16 protein-coding genes and 1 pseudogene are annotated in these 20,511 nt (G+C 72.9%); 1 reads left to right on the forward strand and 16 read right to left on the reverse strand.

What is annotated here, in order from left to right:
• Nucleotides 1-183 (forward strand): annotated as a pseudogene (locus ACWDCZ_RS25050) (hypothetical protein); the annotation flags it as partial.
• A 42-nt stretch (nucleotides 184-225) separates the two neighbouring features.
• Here the strand turns inward: ACWDCZ_RS25050 and ACWDCZ_RS25055 are convergent.
• From ACWDCZ_RS25055 to ACWDCZ_RS25130, 16 genes are all read right to left on the reverse strand, one after another.
• Nucleotides 226-1,164, reverse strand: coding sequence for a CU044_5270 family protein (locus ACWDCZ_RS25055; protein WP_449817016.1), 939 nt, complete (start codon nucleotides 1,162-1,164; stop codon nucleotides 226-228).
• Entirely contained in the window at nucleotides 1,161-1,793 is a 633-nt protein-coding gene (locus ACWDCZ_RS25060; RefSeq protein ID WP_387968022.1) for an RNA polymerase sigma factor, read from the reverse strand. Before ACWDCZ_RS25060 ends, ACWDCZ_RS25055 begins: the two co-directional genes overlap by 4 nt.
• Nucleotides 1,794-1,914: 121 nt before the next feature.
• The gene (locus ACWDCZ_RS25065) at nucleotides 1,915-2,748 is read right to left on the reverse strand and encodes a hypothetical protein (protein WP_449817017.1); all 834 of its coding nucleotides are present in this window, start codon (nucleotides 2,746-2,748) and stop codon (nucleotides 1,915-1,917) included.
• 71 nt (nucleotides 2,749-2,819) lie between these two features.
• Entirely contained in the window at nucleotides 2,820-3,626 is an 807-nt protein-coding gene (locus ACWDCZ_RS25070; RefSeq protein ID WP_449817018.1) for a hypothetical protein, read from the reverse strand.
• 122 nt (nucleotides 3,627-3,748) lie between these two features.
• Entirely contained in the window at nucleotides 3,749-4,723 is a 975-nt protein-coding gene (locus ACWDCZ_RS25075) for an enoyl-CoA hydratase-related protein (RefSeq protein ID WP_449817019.1), read from the reverse strand.
• A complete protein-coding gene (locus tag ACWDCZ_RS25080) occupies nucleotides 4,720-5,991 on the reverse strand; it encodes a cytochrome P450 (protein ID WP_449817026.1) in 1,272 nt (423 codons plus the stop codon). The genes ACWDCZ_RS25075 and ACWDCZ_RS25080 overlap by 4 nt, the downstream gene beginning before the upstream one ends.
• 296 nt (nucleotides 5,992-6,287) lie before the next feature.
• Complete coding sequence (locus ACWDCZ_RS25085) at nucleotides 6,288-7,673, reverse strand: cytochrome P450 (protein WP_396276422.1); 1,386 nt, start codon at nucleotides 7,671-7,673, stop codon at nucleotides 6,288-6,290.
• Nucleotides 7,674-7,763: 90 nt separating this feature from the next.
• Entirely contained in the window at nucleotides 7,764-8,354 is a 591-nt protein-coding gene (locus ACWDCZ_RS25090) for a GTP-binding protein (RefSeq protein ID WP_074005013.1), read from the reverse strand.
• Complete coding sequence (locus tag ACWDCZ_RS25095; RefSeq protein ID WP_049653843.1) at nucleotides 8,329-8,703, reverse strand: DUF742 domain-containing protein; 375 nt, start codon at nucleotides 8,701-8,703, stop codon at nucleotides 8,329-8,331. The genes ACWDCZ_RS25090 and ACWDCZ_RS25095 overlap by 26 nt, the downstream gene beginning before the upstream one ends.
• Nucleotides 8,700-9,101: a roadblock/LC7 domain-containing protein gene (locus ACWDCZ_RS25100; RefSeq protein ID WP_049653846.1), complete on the reverse strand. Its 402-nt coding sequence runs from the start codon at nucleotides 9,099-9,101 to the stop codon at nucleotides 8,700-8,702. Before ACWDCZ_RS25100 ends, ACWDCZ_RS25095 begins: the two co-directional genes overlap by 4 nt.
• The gene (locus tag ACWDCZ_RS25105; RefSeq protein WP_049653847.1) at nucleotides 9,098-10,381 is read right to left on the reverse strand and encodes a histidine kinase; all 1,284 of its coding nucleotides are present in this window, start codon (nucleotides 10,379-10,381) and stop codon (nucleotides 9,098-9,100) included. The genes ACWDCZ_RS25100 and ACWDCZ_RS25105 overlap by 4 nt, the downstream gene beginning before the upstream one ends.
• A 467-nt stretch (nucleotides 10,382-10,848) precedes the next feature.
• Nucleotides 10,849-15,795, reverse strand: a complete 4,947-nt coding sequence (locus tag ACWDCZ_RS25110; protein ID WP_416874806.1) for an NAD-glutamate dehydrogenase — start codon at nucleotides 15,793-15,795, stop codon at nucleotides 10,849-10,851.
• A gap of 284 nt (nucleotides 15,796-16,079) precedes the next feature.
• Nucleotides 16,080-17,705, reverse strand: coding sequence for an L-glutamate gamma-semialdehyde dehydrogenase (gene pruA, locus ACWDCZ_RS25115; RefSeq protein ID WP_449817027.1), 1,626 nt, complete (start codon nucleotides 17,703-17,705; stop codon nucleotides 16,080-16,082).
• 153 nt (nucleotides 17,706-17,858) lie between these two features.
• A complete protein-coding gene (locus tag ACWDCZ_RS25120; RefSeq protein WP_074005011.1) occupies nucleotides 17,859-18,515 on the reverse strand; it encodes an HAD family hydrolase in 657 nt (218 codons plus the stop codon).
• Nucleotides 18,516-18,562: 47 nt separating this feature from the next.
• Nucleotides 18,563-19,072 (reverse strand): DUF6912 family protein, encoded by a 510-nt coding sequence (locus tag ACWDCZ_RS25125; protein WP_049653861.1) that lies wholly within the window; start codon nucleotides 19,070-19,072, stop codon nucleotides 18,563-18,565.
• 163 nt (nucleotides 19,073-19,235) lie between these two features.
• A complete protein-coding gene (locus ACWDCZ_RS25130) occupies nucleotides 19,236-20,351 on the reverse strand; it encodes a patatin-like phospholipase family protein (RefSeq protein ID WP_449817020.1) in 1,116 nt (371 codons plus the stop codon).
• Nucleotides 20,352-20,511: the final 160 nt, after the last annotated feature.

The following is a 20,511-nucleotide window of genomic DNA, read 5'->3' on the forward strand; positions in this document are numbered from 1 at the left end:
GCCGAGTGCGGCCGCTGCCACGACCCGGTGCCCCGCCCCGGCATCTGCCGCGCCTGCGCGGGCCTCGGCACGAGAACCGTCGCCGTCGGCACCGGCGCGCCCGCCACCCCCGGAGGCGTCGCCCGCGCCCGCGCCGCCCTACGGGGGTGGCAGTCGCCGTCCGCCGTGGCGGTCGGCGGCTGACCCTCCATCGCACCATCGCCGCCTGCAGAAGCGCGCCTCTCCTCAGGGACGGGTGCCGGGCTGGTCGACGACGGCGCGGGCGAGGACGGCCATCTGGCTGGTGATGTCGCCCTTCCTGAAGGTCGCGCCGTCGGTGACGGCGACGCTGCGCTCGCCGAGGTAGGTGTAGTCGGTGCTGTCGAAGATCCACTGAACCTCGGCCCTCGCACCGCTGTCCCGGCGCGCGACCGCGATGCCGGGGCGGCCTGCCGCGTCGGTCACCGAGTCGATCACCCTGACGCCGGGGATCTTCGCGGCCGCCCGGTAGAGCGCAGCGCTGACGGCCGGTGGGGCGATCTGGTCGCGCAGGAGGTCGCCGACGGTCCTGAACGCCTCCTCGTCGGGGCCGGGCCCGTGGCCTTCGGTGTCCGCGTGGATCCTGGCCAGCAGCGCATCCGGGTCGGTCGGCAGGGCGGCGACGTAGGCGTAGCTGCCGAACCTCCCGGCGTTCGGCACGGGTTCGGCCTCCCCGTGCTCGTCGCTTCCTCCGGGGTTCGGCAGGTGCCCGTCCACGAGCAGCAGTCCCCGCTTGCTGCCGTCAACGGACGTCCAGAGCTCCCGGGTCTGCGGCGCCTCGCCCTCCGACTTCGCCCAGTTGTCCAGGCTCTTCACGTAGACGAACTGGTCCCCGCGCGCCGCCGGGGCGGGCTGCTGTTCGACGGCCCGCGCCGCGCGGTCCAGGACCACGGCCGCGACCGGCCGCGTGGGGTCGGCGCCCCGCTCGGTCGGCCCGCCGACCAGCACCAGGGACAGCGCCAGGCCGCCCGCCAGCGCGGGCAGGGCCACCCAGCCGAGCCGCTTCCGCCGGGGCGCGGCCGCCGGCCCGCGCGCGAACTCGCTCATCAGATGCCCCCGCAGCTGCCGCCGGCGGTCGGCGGGGAGCCCCGGTCCCGTGGGCGGTGGCAGCAGTTCGTCCTCGTTCATCGGATTCATCGGACTCATCGGGTCCTCCCCGGTGTCGTCGACCTGGCCGCTTCGGTGCGGCCACCCCGTACCTGTCCGGTGTCCGGAGCGGGTTCCCGCCCGCCCCGGAGCTCCTCGTCCACCAGCGCGCGCAGCTTGGTGCGGGCGCGCGAGAGCCGGGAGCGCACCGTGCCGATCGGCACCCCGAGTGCCTCGGCCGCGCTCACGTAGTCCAGGCCCGCCAGGACGCAGAGGCCGAACACCTCGCGCTCCGCCTTCCGCAGCCCGCCCAGCGCCCGCCGGACGGCGGCGAGCCGGGCGTCGTCGTCGAGCCGCCCGGCCAACTCCTCGGCGAAGTCCGGCAGGACGCCCCGCTCGGGCAGCCGCGCCAGCGCCGCCCGGTGCCGCCGGGCCGCCCGGGTCGTGTTGCGCAGGACCTGGGCGGCTATCCCGAACAGCCAGGGCCGCACCGGCCCGTCGTCCTCCCGCAGCCTGCCGCGCAGGCGCCACGCTTCGAGGAACGTCAGCTGGACGACGTCCTCCGCCACGGCCCGGTCCCCCACCACCCGCACCGCGTACCGGTACAGATCGTCCGCCGTCTCATCGAACAGCTCCCCGAACGCCCACTGGTCGCCGCTCCTCAATCGCGCCCGCTGTGACAGTTCCACACCCCCACCTGTCCGCACGGGCCGCCGGGTTCCCGCCGGAGCACGGCAGAGCACGGCAGAGGGCCCCGCCGAACCGGACGGTTCGGCGGGGCCCTCGTCGACCGGTCGGACGATCAGATGGTCAGGCGCACTTGATGTCGCGGTTCACCGCGGCCATCCCGGCGACCTTCCCGGCGTCCACCGTGAACTCGTACTGCCAGCCCGGCTGCCCCTCGACCGGCAGCACGTACCTGCCGCTCTTGTCCTGCTGGAGGCCCTTGGCGCCGTACGCCTGCTGGAGCGCCTCCAGGGTGGAGCCGGCGCCGATGCCCTCGGCCGTCCTCGCCTCCGCCGGGGCGGCCAGCTCGCGCAGGCCCGCCTCCGCGAAGGAGACCCGGCCGGTGGTCAGGTACGCCTTGTCCTTGGCCTCCTGCGCCACCCTCAGGTCGACCAGGGCCATCGTCGAGTCGGCGATCAGCTTGGCGGCGGCGGCCGAGTCCTTGGCCCCGGCGGCGGAGCCCGCGGCGGCGGCCGCCGCGTCCTTGGCGGAGGCGTTCGGCGGCAGGGTGCCCGCCGGGGCGGGCGCCTTCCCACTGGCCGCGTCGGCCTTGGCGCTGAGGTCCTTGTAGCGGGCCTCGGTGGCCGCCTCGGCGGCCATCCGGGCCTGGTCCGGCGCCGGTCCGCCCTTGTAGACGAAGTCCGTGCAGCCGCCGAGCAGCGAGACCGGTGACGCCTCCAGGGCGCCGGTGGCCAGCGCGGCGTCCTTGGCCATGCCCGGCTTGATCCCCTGGTACCCGGCCGCCGCGAAGGCCTCCGGGCCCTTCGTCGTGGGCGCCGCCGAGGGTGCCGCGGCGGCGCCCCCGGCCTTCGCCGAGTCCTTCTTGTCGTCGGACGAGCAGGCCGCCGCCGAGGCGGCCAGCAGTACTACCGAGATGCCCACGCCCACCGCGCGGACCGTGGCCCGGTTCTTCCCCATGTCACAAACCCCCACATGATCTTTCGAGGGTCACCGTACCGAGGGTGCGGCCACGATCCACAACCGGTTTCTCAGGCGCAGTAGGTGTTGTGCTTCACCAGGGCGAGCCCGGCGACCTTGCCGTCGGCCATGGTGAACTCGTAGAACCAGTCCGGGCCGCCGCTGCCGCTCTCGGACGGGAGTTCGTAACCGCCCTCCTTGATCGGCTTGAGGTCCCTGCCCTCGTAGGCGTGCTTGAGCTCCTCCTCCGTCGAGCCGGCGCCGATGCCCTCGGCGGTGCGGGCGCCCGCCGGGGCGACCAGCTGGCGCAGGCCCTCGGTGCCGAAGTTGACCCGGCCGGTGGTCAGGAAGGCCTGGTCCCGGTTCTTGCGGGCGGGCCCGAGGAGGTCCAGGTCCTTGTAGAGCACGGCCATCTCCCGCCGCCCCGCCTCGGTCTGGTCGAGTTGCTCCCGAAGGCCCGCGAGGTACTCCTGCAGCTCCTTCGACGAGGCCCCGGACGGCGGGGACGCGAGCGGCTTCCTGGCCGCCTTGATCTCGTCGATCCTGGCCAGGGCCTTGTCGGCCTTCGTACGGACCTCCGCCTCGGCCGCCATCCGGACCGGGTCCGGCGCCGGGCCGCCCTTGTACGCGTAGTCGGTGCAGCCGTTGAGCAGCGAGACCGGCGACGGCTCCAGGGCTCCGGAGGTGAGCGCCTCCTCCTTGGTCATCGAGAGCTGGAGCCCGCGGTAGCCGGCGGCGCCGAACGGCTGCGGCGGTGTACTGGCCGCCGCCTCGGCAGCGCCGCCCCCGTCTCCCCCGCAGGCCGCCGCTCCGGCCATGACCAGCGCCGTCGTCAGTACGGCCCCGGCCACGCGCCCGCCGCGCGTCGTCCCCACCATGATCATCTCTCCTTCGTCGACCGCACACGGTAGCGAACGTGCGGGCACGATCGACAACCGGCTCCCCCACGCGTGGAAGGGGCCCGGGTCCGAGGACGCGGGCCCCTTCGCACACGCACCGGTCAGGAGGCCGGCCCCCGGTCGGCCAGGCTCCGGGTGTAGTGGGCGGCGGCCAGGACGGAGGCCATCAGCTCGGAGTCCAGCACGGCGGCGTCGGCCAACCGGGTCGCGGACGCGTGGGAGGCGAGCAGCGTCTTGGTGACCCGCAGGGCGGCCTCGGAGCGGCGCGTGATGGGGCGGGCCCACTCGGCCACCGCCTCGTCCAGCTCCTGCTCGGGGACGACGCGCTGCAGGATGGCGAGCTCCCGCGCCTCCACCGCGCCGACCGGGCGGCCGGTCAGGATGATCTCGCGGACCCGGGCCGCGCCGACCTCGTGCAGCAGCCGGGGCAGCAGGCCGCCCCATGCCACGGGCAGGCCCAGGGCCAGTTCGGGCAGCCGGAAGACGGCGTTGTCGGCGCCGGCCCGCAGGTCGCAGGCGAGCGCCAGGGCGAAGCCGGCACCGGTCGCCCGGCCCTGGACCCGGGCGATGGTGACGGCGGGGCTGTTGACGAGGGCGTCGCAGACCCGGCGGGCCTTGTCCCCGTAGGCCCGTATGCGGCCGCCGGTCGGGTCCTCGTCCAGGCCCGCGAGGAGTTCGTCGCGGTCGCCGCCGAGGCAGAAGTCGCGGCCGGCCGCGGAGAGCACGATCACCCGCACGGCCGGGTCGGGGACGGCGAGGAGGGCGAGGAGTTCGTCCAGCATGGCCGAGGTGACGGCGTTCCCCGTCCCCGGGCTGTCCAGCTCGACGTGGAGCACCGCGCCCCGGAGCTCGGAACGGACCGTACGGGCGGGCGCGGGTTCGGGGACCACCGCGGCTTCGGGAACCGGAGCGCCTTCGGGAGCGGGAGCGCCTTCGGGGACCGGCGGGGACTGCGGGACCGGCGCCGACTGCGGGGCCGGCGGGTACCAGCCGGTCGTCGTCGAGGGGTGCGGGACGTACGGCGGCGGCTGCATCGCGTACGGGGGGTACTGGGGAGCCTGCGGGGAGACGTTCATGCGGACACTCTCAGGGACGTCACCCGGTGGAAGACCATCCGGGGCGCGTGCTCCGGCTGGCTCACCGCCCGCAGCGTCGGGAAGCGCTCCAGCAGTTGGCCGATCAGGGCCCGCGCCTCCAGCCGGGCCAGGCCCGCGCCGAGGCAGTAGTGGGCGCCGCCGCCGAAGGTGAGGTGGGTGCCCCGGCGGAGCGGGTCGAAGGCGTGCGGGTCCGGGTTGCGTCGCGGGTCGCGGTTGGCCGCGCCGTACATCACGTGGACCATGGTGTCCTTGGGGAGGAACGTTCCGGCCAGCACGGTGTCCTCGCCCGCGACGCGGCTGTTGACGCGGATCGGCGGGTCGTAGCGCAGCGCCTCGTCGATCGCCTCGTCGATGTGCTCGGGCCGCTCCCGCAGCCACTCCCACGTCCCGGGCGACCGCAGCAGCTGCCACACCAGCGAGGAGAGCAGCGTCGCCGTGGTCTCCAGCGAGGCGATGGTGACGAACATGGTGAGCTGGTAGACCATCCGGTCGGTGGCCTCGGGGTCGGACTCCAGCGCGTCCCAGGTGCGGATCCAGCCGGCGATCACGTCGTCGCCGTCGTTGTCGCGGCGTTCCCGGACGAGCCGGGTGAAGTACTCGCGAAGGTCCATGGTGGCCTGCTCGGAGACCGCCAGCTGGCTCTTGGTGGGCAGCAGTTCCTGGGCGTGCACCTGGTTGTGGGTCATCGTCAGGATGTGCGGGTAGTCCGCGCGGGGGATGTCCAGCCAGCGCCCGATGGTGCCGATCGGCAGCTGCTCGCTGACCACGGAGGCGAAGTCCGCCTCGCCGTCCGCCTGTATTCGCTCGGCCAGGCGGTCGAGCAGTTCGGTGGCGTCGGCCTCGATCCGCGGCGTCATGTCCCGGAGGGTGTTGCGGTCGAAGAGGCTGCCGAGGCTGCGCCGCTGCCGGGTGTGCTCGGGGGCGTTGAGGCGGGAGAGGGTGCGGCTCATCTCCTGGGTGGCGACGGCCTCCCAGCGCTCCGTCCCGGTCTGCCGCTCTTGCCAGGCGAAGTCGGGGACGAGCCAGGTCCTGCCGCGCAGGACCTGGTCGCAGGCCTCGTAACCGGTGACCAGGTAGCCGCCCCAGGGCGCCGGGACGAGGTCCCCGAGCGCCCGCAGCCCGTCGTAGACCGGGCTCGGGTCGGCGAGCCCCTCGGCCGACCGCAGCCTCCGCAGCAGCGGGACGGCGGCACGGCGGTCGACCCTGCCGTCAGGGTGCTCCGACTCCGCGGGGCGGGCTTCCAACATGGCGGTCACACGGGCTCCTTCAACACGCGGGCGGGCAGTACGGCGGCGTACTACCCAGCACCAGCGCGCTCAAGCGTCGATCCGTGTTGCCCCCGTCACGTACTGCACCGTCGTCGCACGCCGTTCACCTCGCGGTGACCGAACGTCCGGTGACCGAACGGCTGGTACCCGAACGGCCCGTGACCGGACGGCCCGTGACCGAACAGCCGGTGGCCGAACGGCCCGTGACCGAACGGCCAGTAGCCGGACGGCCCACGACGGCGGGTCGGGCCGGGGAGCCCGGAGCCCGGGACGCCTCAGACCCGGAAGACGTCCAGGAAGGAGCTCCACCAGCCCTTCTTCTGCGGGGCCCGGGCCGGACCGGCGGCCTGCGGGTACGCCTGCACCTGCTCGGCGGCGGCCTGCGCGGGCGCGGGGGCGGGGGCGGTGTCCGCGCCCACGGCCGGCCCCGCGGTGCGGGCGGCCACCGGGCTGAACCGCACCGGCAGCGAGACCAGGCCGCGCTGGAACGGGCCCGGCCGCCACTCGACGCTCTCCGCGGGCACCGCGAGCGTGACGTCCGGGAGCGCGTTGAGCAGGCACTCGATCGCGCTCAGGGCGATCAGCTGGGCCGGGGACTTGGCCGGGCAGGCGTGCGGGCCGGCGCCCCAGGCCAGGTGGGCCCCCTTGCTGAGGGTCAGTCGGGCGTCGGTCAGCACCGGGTCGCTGTTGGCGGCGGCGAAGCTGATCACCACCGGGCTGCCGGCGTCCATCGGGACGCCGCCCAGGTTGAGGTCCTGCATCGGGTAGTGCGTCGCGTAGTTGGCGATCGGCGGGTTGTTCCACAGCACGTCGTCGAGGGCGTCCTCGATGCGCAGTCCGGCACCGCCCTCGCCGGACAGCAGCAGGAGCAGCGCGTTGCCGATGAGGTTGCGCTCGGGCTCGACGCCGGCGCCCATCAGCATGACCAGCTGGTCCTTGAGCTCCTCGTCCCGCAGCCCGGCCGGGTGCTGGATGAGCCAGGAGGTGATGTCGTCGCCCGGCTGGCGGCGCTTCAGCGCGACCAGGTCCATCAGGCAGGAGGTCAGCTCCTCGTTGGCCTGGATCACGTCGAGGCCGTCGAAGAGCGCGGACATGCTGCGGGTCAGCCGGTCGCCGATGTCGGCCGGGCAGCCGAACAGCTGGTTGAACAGCAGCAGCGGCAGCAGCTTGGCGTAGTCGTTGAGCAGGTCGGCCCGGCCCAGCGCGCTGAACTGGTCGATCAGGTAGCCGGCGATCCGCTCGACGTGCCGGTTGAGCCGGTTGTCGTTGAGCCGGTCCAGGCTCTCGGTGACGGCCTTGCGCAGCCGCAGGTGCTCGGCGCCGTCCGTGAAGAGGCAGTTGGGCCGGTAGAACATCATCGGCAGGACGGGGCTGTCCATCGGCACCCGGCCCTCGTTCAGCGCCGCCCAGCGCCGCGAGTCCCGGGCGAACATGCCCGGGTTCTGCAGCACCCGCAGCGCGGCCTCGTGCGAGGTGACCAGGGTGGCGTCCACCCCCGGCGCCAACTCCACCGGCGCGGCCGGGCCGTTGGCGCGCAGCTTGTCGTAGACCGCGCCGGGGTCGGCCGAGAACATCTCCCCGTAGAGCGGCGTGCTCACGCCGGCGTGCATCGGGCAGCCCGGCGGAGGCGACTGCGGTACGGGTCGCTGCAGAGATTCCATGGGTCGTTCCTTGGAGGAGGCCCCGGGCGGGTGCGGACCCGGGAGACGTGAGGGGAGGAAGGCGTGGGGGAGGGAGGAGCCGTGGGGAGGTCAGGAGGCGCGGTCGAGCAGGTGCCGGACGAGCGTCAGCAGGGCGTTGGCCGAGGAGCGCTGGTCCCGCGCGTCGCAGAACACCACCGGCGTGTGCGGCAGCAGGTCGAGCGCCTCGCGCAGCTGGTCCTCGGTGTACCCGCTCTCCCGGTCGAAGCTGTTGACCGCGACCGCGTACTCCAGGCCGTACTGCTCGATCAGGTCGATGACGGGGAAGGTGTCCGCGAGGCGGGTCGGGTCGGCCAGCAGCAGCGCCCCCAGCGCCCCCCGCGCCATGTCCTCCCAGAGCTGCATGAACCGCTGCTGGCCCGGCGTGCCGAACAGGTACAGCACCAGGTCGTCGCCGAGCGTCAGCCGACCGAAGTCCAGGGCGACGGTCGTGGTCTTCTTGTCCGGCGCCCCGCGGAGGTCGTCGACGCGGATGGACGCCTGCGTCATGCTCTCCTCGGTGCTCAGCGGGGCGATCTCCGACAGGGCCCCGATGAGCGTCGTCTTGCCGACCGCGAAGTGCCCCACGACCAGGATCTTGACAGCGGTCGTCACCGCGCCCGGGACGTAGATGTCCTCAGGCGAACCGGCGTTGAAGTCCATGCAGTACCTTCTCTAGAAGTCTCGGGTCCGGGGCCTGGGCCGGGGGCGGGGCCGACCGCCGCAGCAGCCGCCCCTCACGGATCAGGTCCGTCAGCAGCAGCCTCACGACCCCCACCGGCAGCTCCAGCCTGGCCGCGACCTCGGCCACCGAGAGGTAGCCGCCGGAGCACAGCTCCCAGATCGCCCGGGTCTCCGGGCTCGGCAGCGCGGGGAGGTCCTGCTCGGGCGCGATGGTGACCAGGGTGATCAGAGACAGGTCGTCCGCACTCGGTAACGCGCGCCCACCGGTGATGACGTAGGAGCGGATGAAGCCGCCGGAGACCCGCTGTTCCTCGCCGCCGGTCGTCATGAGCCGCTGAGCGTGCTCTGGCGCGGCGCCGCCGACATCGCCCGTCCGAGCGCGCCCACCTGCTGCTGCATCCGGAAGGACATCGCCTCCATGTCGACGTCGGGGGCGGTGGAGGCGGCCAGGTACGCGCCGCTGCCGGCCGCGATCAGGAAGATCCAGCCGTGGTCGTACTCCAGGAGGGTCTGGCGCCAGACCCCGGCGCCGCCGCCGACGAACGGGGCGACCGCGCGGCTCAGCGACTGCATCGAGCTCATCGCGGCGGCGTTGGTCTCCGCCTCGTCACGGCCGATCTCGCTGGACCGTTCGAGCAGGAGGCCGTCGGCGGAGACGAGGATAGCGTGCCGGGCGCCCGGTACCTGGAGTACGTCGTTGAGCACCCAGGAAAGATCGCGGCTCACTGGATCTCGGTTCCTTCCGTGGTCATGGTGTTGCGCCCGGACAGCGTGCCGCGCTGGAACGCGCCGAGGCGGGACGGCGTGTACTGGCCGGTGCCCCGCGGATCCTCGGCCCGACCGGGACCGGGCTCCTGCGGGGTGGGGACGACCGACACGGGACGCTGGCGGCGGCGCCGGGGCAGCAGTCCGTCCGCGGTCGTCTCCGGTCCCGCCGTCGCCGCGTACGGCGTCGGCACCGGGGCCAGGGGCGCCGTCGGCTCGGACAGCGACACGAGCCGCTGGCCGGCACCCGGCGCCCAGGCCTGCGCGGGCTGCTCCACCGGCGCGGCCTGGTAGTCGGGGTAGTCGGTGTGCTCGGCGACGGGCGGGGCCGCGACCTCGCTGCTGAGCAGCTCGGCCGGCAGCAGCACCACGGCCCGCACGCCCCCGTACGGGGAGACGGAGTCGACGGAGACCCGGAAGCCGTAGCGGGCGGCCAGCATGCCGGAGACGGCGAAGCCGAACTTCGGGGGGTTGCCCAGGCTGGTGAGGCTGATCGGCGCGCCCGGGTTCAGGAGCAGCGACGCGCGGTCCTTCTCCTCCTGGCCCATGCCGAGGCCGGCGTCGTCGATGATCAGGCAGACGCCGGTGGGGACGGCCTGGACGCTGACCTCCACCGGGGTGTCCGGGGCGGAGTAGTTGGTCGCGTTGGCGAGCAGCTCGGACAGCACGACGGCGACCGGCTCGACGACCTTGCTGGCGAGCGAGACGCTGACCCGGGAGTGGATCCGCACCCGGTCGAAGTGCCGGATCCGGCCCTGGGCGCTGCGGACCACGTCGAAGACCGAGGCGACGCTCTCACGGCGGCCCAGCCAGCCGCCGCAGAGCACCGCGATGCCCTGGGCACGCCGGCCGAACTGGCTGTTGGTGTGGTCGATCGTCATCAGGTCGGCGAGGATCTGCGGGCTGTCGCCGTACTTCCGCTGCACCTTGTCGATGACGATCTGCTGCTCGTCGGCCAAGCCCTGCAGCGTCCGCATCGCCGCCTTGAGGACGGCCTTGGTGTCCTCCTCGGCGTCCCGGCGGACGGCCGTCAGCTCGGAGGCGTGCTGGCCCTGCAGGCGGTCGTGCAGCACGGCGAGTTCCTCGCGCTGCCGCTGTGCCAGGGCGCTCTCCTCCTCCAGCGAGGCGTTGCGCCGTCGCAGGGCGAGGTTCGTCCGGCGGGCCTGGAGGGCCGCTCCGACGGATACGAGCATCACCACGATGAAGACCCAGAAAAAGGGTTCCTGCACAAATGACGTCATGAAACTCTCTTCAGGTGGCATCGCGTGGGGCCGGTCCGGGCCCCGGAACGCGAATGGGACTGGCGGCCTGAACCTCTCCGAAAGGCACCCGATGTCACACCACATCGAAGTGCGTTCCGGTACGAGACCTGCGGCGACGCCTATCGCGGAGTCAGCCTACTGCACCTCATGCCATGTCAGAACAGATAGCAAAAAGGGCAGTTGGGGCGAAATTCCACGACTTGCTGGGAACTCTGACAAGAAATGGCGGCATTCGTGACGCCGCGTTAACCATAGGGACACATCCCGACCACACTTCGATTCGCGCGCAGCGTGATTCCGCTGTCACGCTCCGGAATTGACGAACCTCAGGACGGCCCTCCGGACGACTTCTCCGGAGGACCGTCGGACGGCCCTCCGGGCGGGCGGCCGGACATGCGGAAGGGGCCCGCGTCCGTGGACGCGGGCCCCTCCGGTACAGCCGTCCGTCAGCGCATCGAACCGGTGCGCAGCAGGGTGCGGATGACGCGCATCGCGACCGAGAGGCTGGACAGCTCGTAGTTGTCCGAACCCCTTATGTCGTCGAGGGTGCTCTTGGCGCGGTTCAGCAGGGTCGCGTTGAGCTCGGCCCAGGCGGTGTACCGCTCCTCCGGGGTGGCGCCCTCGGGGCCGCAGGCCAGGATGTCGGCGGTCAGCGCCGCGTGCGCCGCGAAGAGGTCCTCGCGGATCGCGGCCCGGGCCATCGACGACCAGCGGTCGGTGCGGGGCAGCTCGATGATGCGGTCGAGCAGGTGCGAGATCTGGAGCCGGTCGCCCAGGTCGTAGTAGAGGTCGGCGACCTCGGCGACGTCCTTGCCGGAGCGGTCCGCGACCTCGGCGACGTCCAGGGTCGGGAAGACCGAGGAGAGGCCGGCGATCCGGGTGGCCAGCTCCTCCGGCACCCCGGCCGCGGCGAGCTCGCCGTAGATCGACTCGAACCAGGTCAGGTCCTCGCCGCGGAGCGGCTTGGGCAGCGACGCCCAGACCTGGTTGACCCGGTCGTGGAAGAACTCGATGGTGCCGGCGATGTCGAGCGGCTGGCGGCGGTTGTTGAGCATCCACCGGGTGGCGCGCTCGACCAGGCGCCGCGAGTGCAGCCGCATCTTGGTCTGCACCCGGGCCGGGACCTTGTTGTCCAGGTCCTCGATCTCGGCCCAGATCGGCTCCAGGTCGAAGACGGCCCGCGCGGCGGTGTGCGTCCGGGCGATCTCCTCGTAGGTCGCGCCGGTCTCCTCCTTCAGGCGGAAGGCGAAGGTGCAGCCACCGCGGTTGATCGTGTCGTTGACGATCAGCGTGGTGATGATCTCGCGGCGCAGCGCGTGGTTGTCGATCGCGTCGGCGAACCTCGCCCGCAGCGCGGTCGGGAAGTACTCGTGCAGCGAGGTGCGGAAGAACGGGTCGTCCGGCAGCTCGGTGGCCAGCAGCTCCTCGGCCAGGATGATCTTGGTGTAGGCGAGCAGGACGGACATCTCGGGCTGCGAGAGGCCGCGGCCGTTCTGCTGGCGCTCACGGATCTGGCGCTCGGCGGGCAGGAACTCCAGCCCGCGGTCCAGCTGCCCGGCCGACTCGAAGCGGCTGATCATCCGGGCGTGCACGTTGACCATGCTGTGCGCCTGGGCGACGGCGTTGGCCAGCACCACGTTCTGCGCGTAGTTGTTGCGCAGCACCAGGTGGCCGACCTCGTCGGTCATCTCGGCCAGCAGGACGTTGCGCTGCTTGACCGTCATGTCGCCCTCGGCGACCACCTGGTTGAGCAGGATCTTGATGTTGACCTCGTGGTCCGAGGTGTCCACACCGGCCGAGTTGTCGATCGCGTCGGTGTCGATCCAGCCGCCGGTGCCCTCCGGGCCGCCGGTGGCCGCGTACTCGATGCGGCCGAGCTGGGTGCAGCCGAGGTTGCCGCCCTCGCCGATGACCCGGGCCCGGACCTGCTCGCCGTTGACCCGGATGGCGTCGTTGGACTTGTCGCCCACCTCGGCGTTGGTCTCGGTGGAGGCCTTGACGTAGGTGCCGATGCCGCCGTTCCAGAACAGGTCGACCGGGGCCTGGAGGACGGCCCGCATCAGCTCGGCCGGGGTCAGCTTGGTCGCCGACACGCCGAGGGCGGCGCGGACCTGCGGGGTCAGCTGGATCGACTTGGCGCTGCGCGGGAAGACCCCGCCGCCGGCCGAGATCAGCGACCGGTCGTAGTCGTCCCAGGAGCTGCGCGGCAGCTCGAACAGGCGGCGGCGCTCGGCGTACGAGGAGGCCGCCTCCGGGTTCGGGTCCAGGAAGATGTGGCGGTGGTCGAAGGCGGCGACCAGGCGGATGTGTTCGCTGAGCAGCATGCCGTTGCCGAAGACGTCGCCGGACATGTCGCCGATGCCGATGACGGTGAAGTCCTCGGTCTGGGTGTCGACGCCGAGCTCGCGGAAGTTGCGCTTGACCGACTCCCAGGCGCCGCGGGCGGTGATGCCCATGCCCTTGTGGTCGTAGCCGGCCGAGCCGCCGGAGGCGAACGCGTCGCCCAGCCAGAAGCCGTAGGACTCGGCGACGCCGTTGGCGATGTCCGAGAAGGTCGCGGTGCCCTTGTCGGCGGCGACGACCAGGTAGGTGTCGTCCTCGTCGTGGCGGACCACGTCGGCCGGGTGCACGACCTCGCCGCCGACCAGGTTGTCGGTGATGTCGAGCAGCGCCGAGATGAAGGTCTTGTACGAGGAGACGCCCTCGGCCAGCCAGGCGTCGCGGTCGACCGCCGGGTCCGGCAGCTGCTTGGCGACGAAGCCGCCCTTGGCGCCGACCGGGACGATGACGGTGTTCTTGACCATCTGCGCCTTGACCAGGCCCAGGATCTCGGTGCGGAAGTCCTCGCGCCGGTCGGACCAGCGCAGACCGCCGCGGGCGACCTTGCCGAAGCGCAGGTGGACGCCCTCGACCTGCGGCGAGTAGACCCAGATCTCGAACGCCGGGCGCGGGGCCGGCAGGTCCGGGATGGCCTTCGGGTCGAACTTCATCGACACGTAGGAGTGCCACTCGCCGGAGGCGGCGTGCTGGAAGAAGTTCGTCCGCAGGGTGGCCTTGATGAGGTTCAGGAAGGAGCGCAGGATGCGGTCCTCGTCCAGCGAGACGACCTCGTCGAGGGCGCCGGACAGCTCCTCCAGGATGCCCTCGGTCAGCTCCAGGGCGCCCGCGCGGTGGCTCGGGCTCAGCCGGGCCTCGAACAGGTTGACCAGCAGCCGGGTGGAGTGGGTGTTGTTGCGGAGCGCGTCCTCCATGTAGTCCTGGGAGAACGTGGAGCCCGCCTGGCGCAGGTACTTGGCGTACGCGCGCAGCATCATCGCCTGGCGCCAGGTCAGCCCGGCGGTCAGCACCAGCTCGTTGAAGCCGTCGTTCTCGGCCTTGCCGGTCCAGGTGGCGGCGAAGGTCTCCTGGAAGCGCTCGCGGGCCTCGTCGGTGAGCTCGGTGGCCTCGCGCAGCTTCAGGCCGAAGTCGTAGACCCACGCGGTGCTGCCGTCGGAGCGGCGCAGCGCGTACGGGTGCTCGTCCAGCACCTCGACGCCCAGGCGCTGGAGCACCGGCAGGACCTCGGTCAGCGAGATCGGGCCGCCGACCCGGTAGATCTTGAAGCGGCGCTCGTCGTCGCCGGCGCCGACCGGCTGGTACAGGTTCAGGCGGAAGTCGCCCTCGCCGTGCAGCGACTCGATCTGCTTGATGTCGGCGACGGCGGTGCGCGGCGGGAAGTCGGCGCGGTAGCCGTCGGGGAAGGCGTTGGCGTACTTGTGGCCGAGCTCGGCGGCCCGCTCCTCGCCCAGCTCGGTGTGCAGCTGGTCGTGGAAGCCGTCCATCCAGAACCGGGCGGCCTCGGCCAGCCGGTTCTCGATCCGCTCGATGTCCGTGTCGCTGAGGTGCGGCAGCGCGGTGCCCGGGGCGACCCGGACGACGAAGTGCAGACGGGTCAGCACCGACTCGGTGGCGTACACCGTGTAGTCGATGGTGGCGCCGTTCAGCTCCTCCTTGAGGATGTCGGTGATCAGCAGCCGGATGCGCGTGGTGTAGCGGTCGCGCGGCAGGTAGATGAACGCCGAGAAGTAGCGCCCGTACTCGTCCTGGCGCAGGAACAGCCGCAGCTTGCGGCGCTCCTGGAGGTAGAGCACGCTCGTCGCGATGGAGAGCAGCTCGGAGGCCGGGGTCTGGAAGATCTCGTCCCGCGGGAAGGTCTCCATGATCTGGAGCAAGTCGCGGCCGTCGTGGCTCTCGCTGGAGAAGCCGGAGTCCTCCAGCACCTCCTGGACCTTGCGGCGCACGACCGGGATGCGGGTGACCGACTCGGTGTAGGCGGCGGAGGAGAACAGGCCGAGGAAGCGGCGCTCGCCGACCGGCTCGCCGGCGGCGTTGAACTTCTTCACGCCGACGTAGTCCAGGTAGGCCGGGCGGTGCACGGTGGACCGGCTGTTGGCCTTGGTCAGGACGAGCAGCTTCTTCTCGTGGGCCTTGGCGCGCACCGGCGCGGAGAGCCGGCCGAAGGCCTCGCTGACGGCGTGGTGGGCGTCGTCGTGGCTGTGCGGGTCGGAGCGCAGGATGCCGAGGCCGGTCCCGGCGACGGCCTTGAGGACCTCCTCGCCCTCGTGCTCGACCAGGTCGTACTCGCGGTAGCCGAGGAAGGTGAAGTGGTCGTCGGCGAGCCAGCGCATCAGCTCCCAGGCCTCGCCGACCTCCTGCTCGGGCAGGCCGGCCGGGGGCTCCTCGGCCAGCTCGTCGGCCAGGCGCAGCGCGCTCTCGCGCATCTTGCCCCAGTCCTCGACGACCTCGCGGACGTCGCCGAGCACGCGGCGCAGGTCGGCCTCGATGGCGCGCAGGTCCTCGCGGTCGGTCTCGCGGTCGACCTCGATGTGCATCCACGACTCGACGGTCGCGTCGGCGGGCCACTCGGTGCCGGCGGCCTGGCTGCGGGAGCAGGCGTCGACGTCCAGGATCTCCAGCAGCTTGCCGGTGATGTCGCGGCGGACGACCAGCTGGGGGTGGATCACGACGTGGATCGCGCGGTCCTGGCGGGACAGCTCGTTGGTGACGGAGTCGACCAGGAAGGGCATGTCGTCCGTGACGACCTCGACCACGGTGTGGCCGCAGGACCAGCCGTTCTCCTCGACCGAGGGGGTGTGGACCCGCACCTCGGCGGTGCCCTGCGGGCGCTTGAGGCCCAGGCGGTAGTGGGAGGCGGCCGCGCCGTACACGTCGACCGGGTCTCTGTCGACCAGGTCGTCGGGCGCGGTGTGGAGGTAGTAGTGGTGCAGGTACGCGGTCAGAGCGCCGTTGCTCAGACCCTCCCCCGGCGCCGCTCCCCCCACCTGGCTGTTCTCAGCGGCTGCGGCTGCCTTCTTGAGCAGTTCGGCCTTGGCTGCGTCCAGCTTGGTCTGCATGACTTCTTGGCTCCTGTCGCGCGCCGTTGCGTGACTCGGTGGTGTGTGGATGTACACCGACGGGTCACCGCAATCCTGCCGCACCATCCGACTGAAAGGGGCTCATGGCACGCATGAAACGCCCTCCCAGCGGGTAGGACGTTCCGTTCGTCCTGCAGCCACCCGACGACGCCAGCCAGCCTAACCGGATCAATCGAAGGTGGACAGGGACAGGTCGGCGCAAACCCGCAGGAAGTCGGGTCCGTCCTGGACAGCATGTCCAAACCGGAGCCTGGTGTTCACTCTCAGCCCATGTGCGGGTGGCCGTGGTGGGTCGGCGGGACGAAGGTCTCCTTGATCGACCGGGCCGAGGTCCAGCGCAGCAGGTTCTGCGCGGCGCCCGCCTTGTCGTTGGTGCCGGAGGCCCGGCCGCCGCCGAAGGGCTGCTGGCCGACCACCGCGCCGGTCGGCTTGTCGTTGATGTAGAAGTTCCCCGCGGTGAACCGCAGCTCCTCGACCGCCTGGGCGATGGCGTAACGATCCTGCGCGATCACCGAGCCGGTCAGGCCGTACGGGGCGCCGGCGTCGACCCGGCGCAGCACGTCGTCCCAGCGGGAGTCCTCGTAGACGTGGACGGCGAGGATCGGGCCGAAGTACTCGGTCCGGAAGATCTCGCCCCGGTGGTCGGAGGAGACCAGCACGGTCGGCCGGACGAACCAGCCGATCGCGTCGTCGTACTGTCCTCCGGCCGCCAGTTCGATCGTCGGATCGGCCTTCGCCCGATCGATGGCGTCCCGGTTCTTCTCGAAGGCGCGCCGGTCGATCAGGGCGCCCATGAAGTTGGACAGGTCGGTCACGTCGCCCACCGCGAGCGCGTCCACCTCGGCCAGGAAGTCGTCCTTGATCCGCTGCCAGAGGCTGCGCGGCAGGTAGGCGCGGGAGAGCGCCGAGCACTTCTGGCCCTGGTACTCGAAGGCGCCGCGGATCAGCGCGGTCTTCAGGATCTCCGGGTCGGCCGAGCGGTGGGCCAGCAGGAAGTCCTTGCCGCCGGTCTCGCCGACGATCCTCGGGTACGTGCGGTAGCCGCCGATGTTGGCGCCGACGGTCTGCCACAGGGAGCGGAAGGTGGCGGTGGAGCCGGTGAAGTGCAGCCCCGCGAACGCCGGGTCGGCGAGCACCACCGGGGAGACCTGGAGGCCGTCGCCGGTCACCAGGTTGATCACCCCGGGCGGCAGGCCGGCCGCCTCCAGCAGCCGCATCAGGTGGTACGCGGCCAGGGTCTGGGTCGGCGCGGGCTTCCAGACCACGGTGTTGCCCATCAGCGCGGGGGCGGTCGGCAGGTTGCCGGCGATCGCGGTGAAGTTGAACGGGGTGACCGCGTAGACGAAACCTTCCAGCGGGCGGTGGTCGGTGCGGTTCCACACGCCGGGCGAGGAGATCGGCTGGTCCGCCAGGATCTGCCGGGCGAACCCCACGTTGAACCGCCAGAAGTCGATCAGCTCGCACGCCGAGTCGATCTCCGCCTGCTGCGCGGTCTTGGACTGGCCGAGCATGGTGGCCGCGTTGAGCGTCTCCCGCCAGGGCCCGGCCAACAGGTCGGCGGCGCGCAGGAAGACCGCCGCGCGGTCGTCGAAGGAGAGCGAGCGCCACTGCCGGCCGGCGGCCAGCGCCGCGTCCACCGCCGCCCGGGCGTCCTCCCGGGTGGCGTTGCCGAGCACGCCCAGCTTGGCGGCGTGGTGGTGCGGCTGCACCACCTCGATCCGCTCGCCGCCGCCGAAGCGCTGCTCGCCGCCGATCGTCATCGGCAGCGGGACCTGCTCGGCCGCCAGGGCGTCCAGCCGCCGCACCAGCCGGTCCCGCTCCGGGCTGCCGGGCGCGTACGCCCGCACCGGCTCGTTGACCGGGACCGGCACCTCGGTGACTGCGTCGATGGGCATGGCGGGCTCCGTCCTGGGGCTGGTCGGGTGTGACACCAGCCTGACCAGCCGGGGCGCGATCCGCCCGCTCAGACACGCGGACGGCGGACGTGGCGCCCGCCACGTCCGCCGGTATCCCGTCCCGCCCCTTCCGGACGGGCCCGGGGTTCAGCCCGTGATCCGGCCCGCCAGCTCGACCGCCTCGGCCAGGCTGTCCACCACCGGGACGCCGACCGGCTCCAGCTTCTCCCGGGTGTGCGAACCGCCGGTGTAGAGCACCGCGTGGGCGCCCGCGCCCAGCGCCGCCAGGGCGTCGTCCGCGGCGTCGCCGATCAGCACCGTACGGGCCGGGTCCACCCGCTCGCCCAGCGCGGCCAGGTGCCGGGTCAGGTGCTCCGCCTTCTGGCCGCCGGACGGGCCGCTGCGGCCGTCCACCCGCAGGAAACCGCTGCTCAGGCCGAAGGTGTCGACCAGCGGCACCAGCTTGTCGTGCTCGTACATCGACAGCAGCGACTGGCTGTTCCCGGCCTCCCGCCAGCCGTCCAACAGCTCGCGCACGCCCTCGGTCAGCCCGCAGGACGGGCTGAGCTCCCGGTAGCGGTCGTGGAACGCGTCGTCGAGCCTCAGCCACTCCTCCGCGGAGGGCGTCCGGCCGAGCAGGCGCTGGTAGAAGCGGGGGATCGGGATCTCGTACTGCTCGCGGTACTCCTGGAGCGTCATCGGCCCGACGCCGATGGTCGCGAACGCGGCGTTGCTCGCCCCGAGCACGGCCTCCATGTCGTGGAAGAGCGTGCCGTTCCAGTCCCAAACGATGTGAGTGCGCACGGGGTGAAACGGTAACCCGGCCGGGTGACACGCCGGTAGGGCGGAACTCACCCGAGCAGGGAGGGGATCTCCTGGGTCGCGAACCAGAGCAGGTCGTGGTCTTCGGCGCCGTCCACGGTGAACTGGGCGTCCTGGTCGCCGGCGTCGGCCGCGGCCACCGCCGCCACCGCCGCCGCGACGTCCGTGACCACCTCGTCGTCGGACACGTCGGCGTGCACCGCGGCCGCCTTGGCCAGCCGCACCGGGCCGGCCAGCACCACCCGGCCGAGCGAGGCCTGGTCCTGGTACTCGTCGCCGGGGAACGGCCGCACCGACCCGTCCGCCACGTCCAGCGCCACCACCACCCGGCGGCGCGGGGCCCCCGGGTCGGCGGCCAGCAGCCGCAGCGAGGACTGGGCGGCCCGGTTCAGCGCCGCGTACTCCAGCTCCTCCAGGTCGTCGCTGACGTACCACTCGCGCAGCGCGGGCGTCACCGCGTACGCGGCGGACTGGTCCAGGGCGCCGCCCTCGTGCGCCGCCGCCAGGCCGGCCAGGGTGGTGGGCACGTACACGCGCATCGGGGGCACTCTCCGGTTCGTCCAGCGGGGTTCGTCCAGCAGCACAGTCTCCAGCGCCCCAAGAATAAGCGCCGCCGGGCCGCCCGTGATCACCCCTGGTCCGGGGGCGGGCGCCCGCGGCCGGGGCCGGCTGGGGCCGGGCGGTGCCCGTGCCGGGCCCGCGCTAGGCCCGGAGCGCCTCCCGGCTGGTGCGCAGGGCGCTCTCCAGGACGGCGCCGCGGCGGGCCGGGTCCATCATGTTCGGGCCCATCACCGCGAGGTCCGCCAGGGTCGGCGCGAGCAGCCGCACCCGGACGCCCTCGGCCCGCAGCAGGGCGGCCTCGCGCAGCAGCTGCCGGGTGACGGCGTGGCGGTAGCGGCTCACCAGCTGGGCGAGCACGCCGCGCGGACGGTCCCGGGCGCGCCACTCGCGCAGGGCGGCCAGGGTGTCGCTCCCGCGCCGGCCGTCCTGCCCCTTCCGGTCCTCCCGGCCCCGCCGCCCGGCCCGCCCCGGCCTCGGGTCCAGCCGCAGGGCCATCGGGGCCAGCACGTACACCTCGTCCAGCCCCCGGCCGAGCATCAGGTCGGCGTTGGTGGCGGACCAGCAGCCGCCGTCCACGTACGCCGAGCCGTCCAGCCGCACCGGCGCGAACCAGCCGGGGATCGCGCAGGAGGCCATCACGGCGTCGGGCACCGGGACGGCCGGGGCGTCCGGGTCGCCGAAGACCACCCGGCGGCCGCTGCGGTAGTCCACGGCCACCACCCGCAGCGGCGATCCCCCGCCGCCGGGCTCCGGCCCTCCGCCGTCGCCGAGCAGGCCGCGCACCAGCTCGCCGACCGGCGCCAGCGAGCCGCGGCCGTGCGGCGCGATCGCCGAGACCATGGTCAGCAGCGGGTACTCGCGCGGGTGCCGGACGGCGTCCCGCAGCAGGCCGGGCGAGCCGATCCCGGCCCGGGGGCGGGGCGGCAGCGCGCCGCCGACGGCGGTGTCGTAGTCGAAGGCCGTCCCGGCCAGCGGCCCCTCGGTGATCGGCAGGCCGCGCTGGTGGTCGCGCAGCTGCTCGGGGCGGACGCCGCCGGCCAGCATCGCGGCGAGGATCGCACCCGCCGAGGTGCCCAGCAGGACGTCGGCCCCGCCCGGCTGCCGCCCGGTGGCCTCCTCGACGGCGCACAGCGCGCCGACCGTCCAGGCCGCGCCGAGCATCCCGCCGCCGCCCAGCACCACGCCGTACCGCGGCACGCCTTCGCCGGCAGGCGGGGCGGTGCCCGCGGCCGCCGGGGCCGCCACCCGTGTCGTCATACCGGCCGTCCCTCGTCGTGGGAGCCCGGCGGTCCGCTCCCGGTCAGGCTCCGATGGTGCGCGCCGCGCCCGTACGGCGCAATGCGGAGGCCGGGCGCCGCCACCCGGTCCGCCCAGCCGGAGCGTCCCCTTTTGGACCGTACGGCCCGTCCCCGCACGT

Source organism: Kitasatospora sp. NPDC001225 (genome assembly GCF_053597855.1).

Coding starts and splice junctions, on each gene's coding strand:
- ACWDCZ_RS25095 (WP_049653843.1), bottom strand. CDS start 8,703: ATGACGACCGGCGGCGAGGAACAGCGGGTCTCCGGCGGCTTCATCCGC.
- ACWDCZ_RS25085 (WP_396276422.1), bottom strand. CDS start 7,673: ATGGAATCTCTGCAGCGACCCGTACCGCAGTCGCCTCCGCCGGGCTGC.
- ACWDCZ_RS25055 (WP_449817016.1), bottom strand. CDS start 1,164: ATGAGTCCGATGAATCCGATGAACGAGGACGAACTGCTGCCACCGCCC.
- ACWDCZ_RS25130 (WP_449817020.1), bottom strand. CDS start 20,351: ATGACGACACGGGTGGCGGCCCCGGCGGCCGCGGGCACCGCCCCGCCT.
- ACWDCZ_RS25065 (WP_449817017.1), bottom strand. CDS start 2,748: ATGGGGAAGAACCGGGCCACGGTCCGCGCGGTGGGCGTGGGCATCTCG.
- ACWDCZ_RS25080 (WP_449817026.1), bottom strand. CDS start 5,991: ATGTTGGAAGCCCGCCCCGCGGAGTCGGAGCACCCTGACGGCAGGGTC.
- ACWDCZ_RS25125 (WP_049653861.1), bottom strand. CDS start 19,072: ATGCGCGTGTACGTGCCCACCACCCTGGCCGGCCTGGCGGCGGCGCAC.
- ACWDCZ_RS25070 (WP_449817018.1), bottom strand. CDS start 3,626: ATGGTGGGGACGACGCGCGGCGGGCGCGTGGCCGGGGCCGTACTGACG.
- ACWDCZ_RS25075 (WP_449817019.1), bottom strand. CDS start 4,723: ATGAACGTCTCCCCGCAGGCTCCCCAGTACCCCCCGTACGCGATGCAG.
- ACWDCZ_RS25110 (WP_416874806.1), bottom strand. CDS start 15,795: ATGCAGACCAAGCTGGACGCAGCCAAGGCCGAACTGCTCAAGAAGGCA.
- ACWDCZ_RS25090 (WP_074005013.1), bottom strand. CDS start 8,354: ATGGACTTCAACGCCGGTTCGCCTGAGGACATCTACGTCCCGGGCGCG.
- ACWDCZ_RS25105 (WP_049653847.1), bottom strand. CDS start 10,381: ATGACGTCATTTGTGCAGGAACCCTTTTTCTGGGTCTTCATCGTGGTG.